1 protein-coding gene and 1 pseudogene are annotated in these 1,646 nt (G+C 59.1%); both read left to right on the top strand.

The window, feature by feature from the left end; genetic code table 11:
* Positions 1 to 41 precede the first annotated feature (41 nt).
* Positions 42 to 950 carry an amino acid ABC transporter substrate-binding protein gene (locus DOD19_RS16305; RefSeq protein ID WP_024977113.1) on the top strand — a complete coding sequence of 303 codons (909 nt, stop codon included), beginning with the start codon at positions 42 to 44 and terminating at the stop codon, positions 948 to 950.
* A gap of 614 nt (positions 951 to 1,564) precedes the next feature.
* Positions 1,565 to 1,646 (top strand): annotated as a pseudogene (locus DOD19_RS28255) (pyruvate kinase); the annotation flags it as partial.

Below are 1,646 nucleotides of genomic sequence, written 5' to 3'. Positions count from 1 at the left end.
CTGGCCACTAGAAGCCCGAACCTCTCCTAGGACCTTTGACGATGCCGTTCGCTGCGCGCACGTGGCTGCTGGCCGCGCTTGCCATTCCTGCTGCTGTTTCCACCGCTGTCTTCCCGTCCAACGCCGTTGCCGCCACCCCGACGCTCGATCGCATCCGCGATTCGGGCACGGTGCACGTGGCGTATCGGGAAGACTCGATTCCGTTTTCGTACCTCGATGGCACCAAGCCTGTCGGCTACACGATCGATATCTGCTCGCGCCTGATCGATACGATCAAGACCTCGCTCAAGCGCCCGGACCTGAAGGTGCAATACGTGCCGGTGACCGCCGCCACGCGTATGGACGTGGTCGCTTCGGGCAAGGCCGACCTGGAATGCGGCTCGACCAACAACTCGCGCGAGCGCCGTGAGAAGGTCGCCTTCACCATTCCGCACTACATCACCAAGGGCCGCATGCTGGTAAAGGCTGGCTCGCCGATCCAGCAATGGGAAGATCTGAACGGCAAGACGGTGGTGGCCGCGCGCGGATCGACCAATGCCGACCTCGCACGCAAGCTCAACGAGACGGGCATGACGATGCACGTGGTGGACGCCAACGACCTGCGCAGCGCCTTCGCCATGCTGGCCGATGGCCGCGCCAATGCATTTGCCGGTGACGACATCCTGCTCTCGGGCATGCGCGCCACCGCGAAGAACCCGGCTGACTACCGCCTGACGGGCAAGACGCAGCTTGTGTCGTCGTACGCGATCATGCTGAGCAAGCAGGACCCGGAGTTCAAGAAGCTGATCGACCAGTCGATGACGCGGCTGATTGTCGATGGCGAGGTGCCGAAGCTCTACAAGAAGTGGTTTCAGCAGCCGATTCCGCCGAATGGGGTGAATCTGGAGGTGCCGATGAGTTATTTGCTGCGGGATTCGTTTAATACGCCTACGGATAGTGCGGGGAACTAATGTCTTGCTTACGCGGGGTGGCTATGGATGGTGTTGGTGCATCCCTTGTTTCATCCCCTGCCGGGGCTGACTCACTTTCTTTGTCTTGCCAAAGAAAGTAAGCAAAGAAAGGCGCGCCCGAGATGGCGACTTCCCCTTGAATTTATGTCGCAGAGAGGGGAAGGGAAAAACTCGCTTCGCTCAGACAGTTTCCCTTCCTTTTCCTCTCTGCAACAGAAATTCAAGGCGCCATCTAGGGCTCCAACGGCCACACCATCGAAGCGCAACGGCAATAGAAAACAGCAACACAACGCGAAGCAAAGCGAGCAACAACAGCAACAAGCAAGAGCCACCAGGGCCCGCACACCAACGGTTCGGCCGTTGACGTTCCTGCCCTAGATGGCGCCTTGAATTTGTGTAAGCGGGCGGAACAAAGACGGGGAACTGTCTGAGCGCAGCGAGTTTTCCCCGTCTCCGCCCGGTTACACAAATTCAAGGAAGGGGTCGCCATCTCGGGCGCGCCTTTCTTTGCTTACTTTCTTTGGCAAGACAAAGAAAGTGAGTCGCCCCCGGCAGGGGGTGAAAGGGAGATGAACCACCAAGGTTCAAACAACAACCCCACCGGAAACACCAAAATGCGCCGCTTCCGCAACACCAAAATCCTAGCCACCCTCGGCCCCGCCAGCAGCGACAAAGACACCATCCGCGCACTGTTCG

It is taken from the genome of Ralstonia sp. GX3-BWBA, from assembly GCF_003290055.1.
In the GTDB taxonomy this organism is placed as follows: Bacteria; Pseudomonadota; Gammaproteobacteria; order Burkholderiales; family Burkholderiaceae; genus Ralstonia; species Ralstonia holmesii.
This window is presented reverse-complemented; position numbering and strand designations above follow the sequence as displayed.

What these genes read in the sequence shown, in the direction of transcription:
- DOD19_RS16305 (WP_024977113.1), top strand. Translation starts at nt 42, where the DNA reads ATGCCGTTCGCTGCGCGCACGTGGCTGCTGGCCGCGCTTGCCATTCCT.